Source organism: uncultured Nevskia sp., from assembly GCF_903885465.1.
Lineage (GTDB): Bacteria > Pseudomonadota > Gammaproteobacteria > Nevskiales > Nevskiaceae > Nevskia.
This window is the reverse complement of sequence record NZ_CAISIQ010000339.1, coordinates 23,440-30,475: the sequence shown is the minus strand read 5'-3', so window position 1 is coordinate 30,475 and position 7,036 is coordinate 23,440. Positions and strand designations below refer to the sequence as shown.

Annotated in this window: 9 protein-coding genes; 1 reads left to right on the top strand and 8 read right to left on the bottom strand. The window is 64.8% G+C overall.

The window, feature by feature from the left end; translation table 11 throughout:
• Positions 1-108 precede the first annotated feature (108 nt).
• Entirely contained in the window at positions 109-576 is a 468-nt protein-coding gene (locus QZY06_RS13385) for a hypothetical protein (protein WP_295685260.1), read from the top strand.
• Between the two features lie 18 nt (positions 577-594).
• Here QZY06_RS13385 and QZY06_RS13380 read toward each other — a convergent pair whose 3' ends face one another.
• The 8 genes from QZY06_RS13380 to fba form a co-directional block, all read right to left on the bottom strand.
• On the bottom strand, positions 595-1,503 hold the full coding sequence (locus tag QZY06_RS13380) for a retropepsin-like aspartic protease (RefSeq protein WP_295685257.1): 909 nt from the start codon (positions 1,501-1,503) through the stop codon (positions 595-597).
• A 43-nt stretch (positions 1,504-1,546) separates the two neighbouring features.
• Positions 1,547-2,260: a hypothetical protein gene (locus QZY06_RS13375; protein WP_295685254.1), complete on the bottom strand. Its 714-nt coding sequence runs from the start codon at positions 2,258-2,260 to the stop codon at positions 1,547-1,549.
• A gap of 8 nt (positions 2,261-2,268) precedes the next feature.
• Positions 2,269-2,787: a hypothetical protein gene (locus QZY06_RS13370; protein WP_295685250.1), complete on the bottom strand. Its 519-nt coding sequence runs from the start codon at positions 2,785-2,787 to the stop codon at positions 2,269-2,271.
• 25 nt (positions 2,788-2,812) lie between these two features.
• Entirely contained in the window at positions 2,813-3,427 is a 615-nt protein-coding gene (locus QZY06_RS13365) for a hypothetical protein (protein ID WP_295685246.1), read from the bottom strand.
• A gap of 19 nt (positions 3,428-3,446) precedes the next feature.
• Positions 3,447-4,148 (bottom strand): MotA/TolQ/ExbB proton channel family protein, encoded by a 702-nt coding sequence (locus QZY06_RS13360; RefSeq protein ID WP_295685242.1) that lies wholly within the window; start codon positions 4,146-4,148, stop codon positions 3,447-3,449.
• Positions 4,108-5,391: an NAD(P)/FAD-dependent oxidoreductase gene (locus QZY06_RS13355; protein WP_295685239.1), complete on the bottom strand. Its 1,284-nt coding sequence runs from the start codon at positions 5,389-5,391 to the stop codon at positions 4,108-4,110. Before QZY06_RS13355 ends, QZY06_RS13360 begins: the two co-directional genes overlap by 41 nt.
• Complete coding sequence (locus QZY06_RS13350) at positions 5,388-5,723, bottom strand: hypothetical protein (protein ID WP_295685236.1); 336 nt, start codon at positions 5,721-5,723, stop codon at positions 5,388-5,390. Before QZY06_RS13350 ends, QZY06_RS13355 begins: the two co-directional genes overlap by 4 nt.
• Before the next feature lie 240 nt (positions 5,724-5,963).
• Positions 5,964-7,028 carry a class II fructose-bisphosphate aldolase gene (gene fba / locus QZY06_RS13345; protein ID WP_022975247.1) on the bottom strand — a complete coding sequence of 355 codons (1,065 nt, stop codon included), beginning with the start codon at positions 7,026-7,028 and terminating at the stop codon, positions 5,964-5,966.
• Positions 7,029-7,036 lie beyond the last annotated feature (8 nt).

Genomic DNA, 7,036 nt, shown 5'->3' with positions numbered 1-7,036 from the left:
TGCCGTTGCATTGCCGAAACGACGGTGGTGAAATTGCTGCAGCCCTGCCGGGTGTGCAGGCTGCAGCAAACCAGTCACCCGTGATGGCGCTTGGCTTGGAGGCCGACGATGAAATCACCGATGCTGAGCAAGACCGGGATTACGCTTGGTGCTGTGCTTGCAGCGGGCCTGCTGCTTTACCCGGTTGCCACCGCGATAGCTGCTGAGCCTTCTGTGGAAGCCGCCGCCAAGCCGGCAGCGCAGCCGAAAGCCAAAAAGCGAAAAGCGCCGAAGCGGAAAGCAAAGCCGTCGACGCTCGATCTGAGCGTTCGCGCGCAGCCCGCTGAACCCTTGGTCAGCCCCGAGAATCCGGACTACGCCTCGACGATGCTGCGCCGGAAAGCGGTCGATCCCGCCGTGACCGCCAGCGCCGAAGAGACCAGCTACAAGACCGAGCCGCTGTTCCAGTCCGAACAGAAGCTGCAGCTGCTCGACGCCGAAGTACCGGTCACCGTGAAGCTGGGACGCTGGAAGGCAGCGGAGTCGAAAGCGCTCGGCCTGTCGGCGACAGTGCCCTTGCCGCATCCCACGAAGTAGCGCCTGGCTTGGCCGGTTCTATTCGACCCTGAATAAAAAGCGCTGGCCGTCGCGATCCAGGCAGGGATTCAGCCGCGAAAGCACCTCGAAGCCGACCATGCCATCGATACCCCACGCGGGGTCCATGCCCTGCGGCATCACGGTCAGCGGTGCCAGCTGGAAGCTGGCTTCCGGGCTGATCGCGACGATCTTGGCTTCGCCGTTGAGCACTTCGAAATCCTGCCCGCTGCCATCGCTGCCTGAATGGGCGACCAGATCCGGATAGCGTTTGCGGAAATCATGCTTGGCCGCGAAAGCCGGATAGACGACCACCGCGCCGTTGTTGCCGGAATCGACGATCAACCGGGCCTTGGCCCCATCGATGGTGACGACGATCGTCGGCAGCCCGTGATTGAGCGTCATCGGTACCGACGTCAGACCACGGCTATCGAAATCTCGGCGCGCCCAGCGCTGCATCCGCTGATGCTCGTAGTCGATGCACAGCACCGCGTTTTCCAGCAGCGGAGCGCCGATGAAACCGGCCAGCGGTGGCTTGCCCGACCGCTGGGTGACCTGCTCGGGAATAGCGACGATCGCAAAGGTCTGTTTGCTCAAGCTGGCACTGCCGATGCGGATGCTCGGCGCGGTGGCTAGCGTGGCCGCGTTGTGGTCGCCGCTGGCGTCGTTGACGCCTTGCTTCGCGCTCGCTTTCAAGCCCAGCGCCTTGGCGACTTCGGGGGTCACGAGGTTGCCATTCGACAGTCCGCTGTCGAACATGAAGGGCAGCTTGCGGCCCGGCGCCAGTTCGACGTTGATGACGATGTTGGCGCCTTCAAGCTGAAACGGAATGACCGCTGGCCTGGCATCAGGCTGCAGCAGCGGTTGCGCGGCAACGGAGGTCAGCAGCAGGAAGCCGGCGGCGAACGCGAAGCATCGTCTCGTTTTCATGTCGGCACCGTAGCAGTCCTTCCGCCAGCGGCGGCGACCGGGATCAGTCGTGGTAGTCCAGCAACTCCATCGTCACTTCGCCACCGACGATCTGCGTGGTTTCCAGCGGCTCCTCGCGTTTCAGCTTGATCAACCCGACGCCGGGCGCATACCACTCGGTGTGGCGCACCACGACTTCCGAAGCGCCAAGGCGGGGATCGGCGAGTATGTTGATCGGCGCGTCGCCTTCGACCTTGAGACAGTTCTTGAAGGTGCCCGCAGCCACCGTCACCTCTTCGCTGATCGAAGTCACCTTCATCAGCAGTGTGAAGCGCACCGAATCGTGATGCAGGAAGCGTTCGCGGAATGGCACGGCGCGTTCCAGGATGAACGGCTGGCTGGGGCTTTCCCAGCTGTCGCCGAGCTTCGGCGCGATCGGCATCACCGTGCGCGGCACGGCGTCGTCGCGCGGTTCGAACTCGACGGTGGTACGCAGGCCGGTGCGGACGATGTTCTTGTCGTCGAGCTTCAGCCAGTACTCGCTGCCGAGGCTGTTGCGGCGCAGATAGAAGGTTTCGCCGTTGCGCTCGCGACGGCCGCCGTTGCTCATCTCGAAGCGCTCGGTTTTGGTACCCAGCGGATTCGCCTCGATCAGTTCGTAGGTCCAGCTGCGGCCCTTGTCGAGCGGAAAATAGATCGGCGACGGGCCCTTGCTGCAGCCAGCCAGCAGCACGGCCGCAGCTGCAAACGCCAGGGTGATTCGGCAAGCGACGTTCATCGCAGGCCTCACTTTTCCGGCAGCGCCGGATCGGGCAGATCGCCGAGCGTGAAGCTGGGCAGGGCGCCGGCGCTGCGCTTGGCGTCCGACACCACGTTCGACTGATTGCGGGCGCCGCCCTTGCGACCGATCTGCGGCAGGCCCTGCTGGCGCTGGCGCTCGCGGGCGTCCTGGATCTGCTTCTGGTCTTCCGCGGCATACGGCAACACGTAGGCGCGCGGCTCGGCAGCCGGACCGTCCGGCGTCAGCTCGGTGGCCCAGATGTGGATCAGGCCCGGATCGCCGGTGGCCGCGTTCGGTTCGCGGACGCTGGCTGCGTGATACAGGAAACGGTCCGGCAGCGGGCTGTCTGTCGGCCAGCCGGCCATCTGCTTCCAGCCACGCTGGCTCAACATCGCCATGCCGACGAAGGCGATGATCAGCGTCGTTTTCAGCCGCGGCGACAGCCGGGTGCGGATCAGCAGGGCCAGCGCCAGCAGGGCGACCAGGAAGTACAGCATCGACAGCAGCACGAGTCCGTTGGACATGAGTGGGATATTTTTCTAGTGGATGTCAGTCGCGCGACTTGACCAGCGATTTCTGCAGCGTGTTGACGTTGACGACATTGCCGTCCGGCGTCACGGTGAAGCGAACGGCGGTCTTTTCCTCGCCCTGGCGAGTCAGCATGATGGTGTCGTAGTAGATGACCCGCAGCACCGGATTGACCTTGACCACGTTGACCTGCACCGGCACCGGGCCTTTCGAGGTCGACTTGTAGTTGTTGATGTTGACCGTGTATTCGCCTGGCGTCTTGCCACGCAGGGTCACCACTTCCTGGTTCAGCGGATTGATGATCTTCTGGCCGTTGACGGTGATGGTGTCGTTGGAAATACCGCGATCATCGCGATCCAGATGCATCAGGCCGGCATCCGGATGGCGGAACCAGACCACCTCGCCATCACCGCCTTCGACCCAGGTATCGATGTCGTCCTCCGAGCCATCGGGCCAGGTGGTGGTGACGATGAACTCCGCCTTGGTGTCGACCACGCCGGTCTTCTTCGACGGCGGGTTGAGGTTGATCAGCATCATGAACAGCAGCATCGTGAAACCCATCAGCACGTTGAACAGCAGATCCGTGAACGGATCCACCTCGTAGTGCTGGCGGTTGCTGGAACGGCGGGAGGCCATCGGTTTGCCTGGCTCGGATTCAGCGCGCCGCGTCTGCGTCGGGCAGGGTGATGATCAGCGCGAACAGGCGATCGGCCGAGCGGTCGATGGCCAGCATCTGGATGCCGATCATCATCGAGCCGATCAGGCCGGCGATCGTGTGATACAGCGACACCCGCATGCCGACACCCATGCCGCGGATCAGCGAATCCAGGCCCTGCGCCTGCAGATCGCCGGCACTGCCGAGCGAGCCGAGCATGATCACGAAGCCGATCACCGTGCCGAGCAGGCCGAGCTTGATGTGCAGGCCGGCCGAGAACCAGCCCAGCTCGGTGCGGCCCTTGATCCGCTCGTGCAGCAGATCGCCGAGCGCGGTCACTTCGGTGCTGCTCAGGCCACGGCGTTCGGCGACGAAATCGGTGGTCCAGGAATGTTCCGGCGTCGGCCGGCCGGCCGCGTGGTCGAGCAGGATGTCGTACTGGCGCGACAGCTCCCAGGCCTGGATGCCGACATAGGTCGTGGCGATCAGATAGAGCACGCCGACGGCCAGGGTCAGCTTGGTCGGATCGCCGAACAGCAGCAGCGGGATGTAGCCGGTATCGAAGCCCAGATAGATGCCGTACGCGGACGCACCGAAGATCAGCAGCCAGCGATGCCAGCCGATGCCGGCCGGATCATTGCTGCGCAGCGCTTCGACGCGATTACGCGGATTTGCCGAAGCTGTCAGTCGAAATGCTTTCATACCAGTCACGGGCTTGAGCCGCTTCACGCCGGCGCAGACCGTCCGGGGCAGTCAATGGACTGACTCCTTCCGAAACGATCGCGATACGGCCGCTGGCGGCGGAATAGAAACCGGAAACCGAGATCGCTGCGTCCTCGGCAACCAGGCTGTAACAGGTGTTGATCATGCGGGCATCAGGTGCGGGACGACCATCGAGGGCGGCCGCTATCGCCGTCGCGCAGAGCTTGGCCTGGCTGTTTGCGGCGAAGGCCGATTTCGGCATCGGCGCGGCAATCGCGGCATCGCCCAGCACGTGGATGCCGGCGTGCAGGGTCGACTCGAAGCTCTGCGGATTGACCGGGCACCAGCCCGATTCGTCAGCCAGCGCGGCGCGCCCGGCGATCGCTGCGGCCTGCTGCGGCGGGACGATAGAAGCGAGGTGGGTCGCGATCGGCGTGCTGGCGTCGCGCAGCCAGACTTCCCCGGTGGCAGTGTCGACTCTGGTCACTTCGCCGCCCTTGGCGCGCGGTATCCATTCGATCATCGCGCCGTAGCGCTCGTCCCATTCGGCGAGAAACAGCGACCGCTTGGTGAAGTCATCCTTGGCATCGGCGATCAGGATCTTGGTCCGCGCGCGCCCGGTTTTCAGCAGATGTTCGGCGATCAGGCTGGCGCGCTCGTAGGGGCCGGGCGGGCAGCGATAGGGATTGGCCGGCGCGCCGATCAGGATGGTGCCGCCGTCGGGGACGGTGTCGATGCGCTCGCGCAGCGACTGCACCTGCGCATCGCCGAGCCAGGCATGCGGCATCGCCCCGCTGAGTTCCGCGGTCAGGCCTTCGATCACGCCCCAGCGCATCGCGATGCCGGGCGATAGCACGATGCGATCGGCGACCAGGCGCTTGCCACCCGCCGTGCTTACCGTGCGGCTGACCGGATCGATATCGGTGACTTCATCGATCAAGGTCCGCACGCCGTGAGCACGGCCGATGTCGGCGGTATGGCGGGTGATGCTGGCGATGCTGCGCAGGCCGGTCAGCGCCAGATTGGTGAACGGGCCGGTGCACCAGGACGCGCGCGCGTCGATCAGCAGCACGTCGCTGGCCGGCGCGAGCCGCCGCAGCATCTTCGCGCAGGTGGCGCCACCGAAGCCGGCGCCGATGACGATGATCCTTGCCTTGTGCCGGGCCGCGGACGCGGGCCCGGTGGCGGGCAACAGGGTCGCAGCGAATGCGGTCTGCAGCAGTTGCCGACGCGACAGGCTCATGGCTGCGTACCTGCTTTCCCGGGCCTGCCCAGTTCGGTGGCCAGGGCATCGATCTCGGCATCGCTCAGATGCTGTGCAAAGCGGGCCATGATCGACCCCGGCTCGGGCTGATCGCGCGCGGCGCGCAGGCTGGCGGCGATCCTGGCGGCTGTGTAGCGATCAAGCGCCGGCATCGTCCCGGCATTGACGGCGGGCTGATGGCAGCCCTGGCAGGACGAGGCCAGCGGCGACAGAGAAGGGCGAGGGGGCTGTGCCGCTGCGATCACCGGCCGCGCGGCACCCGCCGCGATCAGCGAGATGGCGAGCAGCAGGCGCGGGGCAGTCAGCAGCATGGCGGCGAAAGGCAGAAAGCATGCCGTGAGGCGAGGACCTCAGGATAGGCGACAAGCCTTTGTTTTCGTGAATTTATTTTGAAGTAGCGGGTCGGCCCTTTACGGCACTGTCTCGAATTCGGGACAGTGTTTGTGTCGCGCCCTATAACCCCTTCCCCCGTGCACGGAGGAAGGAGACCCGCCACAAAAAAGCCGCCCGGCTGCATCGCAACCGGGCGGCTTTCAATCAGACCGCGACGCTTAGTGGACGACGGCGTTCAGCTCGCCCTTCACGTAACGCGTGGCCATCGCATCCATGCCGATGACCTTGATCTTCGAAGCCTTGCCCGAGCTTTCGAAAGCATCGAAGCGCAGCTTGACGATGTCCTTCGCAGCCGCCGTGGCCAGCTTCAGGAAGTAACGCGGATCGAACTCTTCCGGCTTCTGGCCGAGCGCGCGGCGGATTGCGCCAGTCATCGCCAGACGGATGTCGGTGTCGATGTTGATCTTGCGCACGCCGTGCTTGATGCCCTCGCGGATTTCCTCGACCGGCACGCCGTAGGTTTCCTTGATGTTGCCGCCGTATTGGCGAATGATTTCCAGCCATTCCTGCGGCACGCTCGACGAACCGTGCATCACCAGATGGGTGTTCGGGATGCGGGCGTGGATCGCCTTGACCTGGCTGATCGCCAGCACGTCGCCGGTGGGCGGACGGGTGAACTTGTAGGCGCCATGGCTGGTGCCGATGGCGATGGCCAGCGCATCGACCTGGGTCGAAGCGACGAAGCGGGCGGCTTCATCCGGATCGGTCAGCAGCTGGGAATGATCGAGCACGCCTTCGGCGCCGACGCCATCCTCTTCACCGGCCATGCCGGATTCCAAGGAGCCGAGACAGCCGAGTTCGCCTTCCACCGATACGCCGACGGCATGCGCCATTTCGACGACACGGGCGGTGACGCGGACGTTGTAGTCGTAGTCGGCCGGAGTCTTCTGATCTTCCTTCAGCGAGCCGTCCATCATCACGCTCGAGAAGCCCGAGCGGATCGAGGCCTGGCAGGACGCCGGGCTGGCGCCGTGGTCCTGGTGCATGCAGATCGGGATATGCGGGTAGGACTCAATCGCCGCTTCGATCAGATGACGCAGGAACGGTTCGCCGGCGTACTTGCGGGCACCGGCGGAGGCCTGGAGGATCACCGGGCTGTCGCAGGCTTCGGCGGCTTGCATGATCGCCTGCACCTGCTCCATGTTGTTGACGTTGAACGCGGGCAGGCCGTAGCTGTGCTCGGCGGCGTGGTCCAGCAATTGGCGCAGTGAAATCAGTGCCATGAACGCTC